Annotated in this window: 1 protein-coding gene; it reads right to left on the bottom strand. The window is 43.6% G+C overall.

Going from position 1 to position 454, the window contains the following annotated elements:
• Window positions 1-454, bottom strand: a 454-nt coding sequence (gene orn, locus A3739_RS06610) for an oligoribonuclease (protein WP_068500795.1), incomplete at both ends; no start/stop codon positions are given.

Below are 454 nucleotides of genomic sequence, written 5' to 3'. Positions count from 1 at the left end.
ACGATAATATTGCAGCTCAGCGATCGATTCACGAATATCATCTAATGCTAAATGTGTCCCCTGTTTTTTAAAGCCATCTAAAATTTCAGGCTTCCAACGGCGAGTCAGCTCCTTCAAAGTACTCACATCGAGAGTTCGATAGTGAAAATAGGCTTCCAACTCTGGCATGTATTTGACCAAGAAACGACGATCTTGGCCTACGCTATTTCCACAAATCGGTGATACACCTTTATCAACCCACTCTTGCAAAAACTCAATGGTTTTCAGCTCTGCATCACGCTCTGAGAACTCGCTATCTTTTACTCGCTGAGTTAAACCAGATTCACCATGTGTTCGAGTACACCACTCATCCATCGAATCAAGTAATTCGTCGCTCTGATGCACTGCCATAACGGGCCCTTCAGCTAAGGTATTGAGGTTCGCATCGGTGACGATAGTGGCGATTTCAATAATA

Source organism: Oleiphilus sp. HI0067, assembly GCF_001635735.1.
The sequence above is the reverse complement of the archived record's forward strand: the minus strand, read 5'-3'. Positions and strand labels throughout refer to the sequence as shown.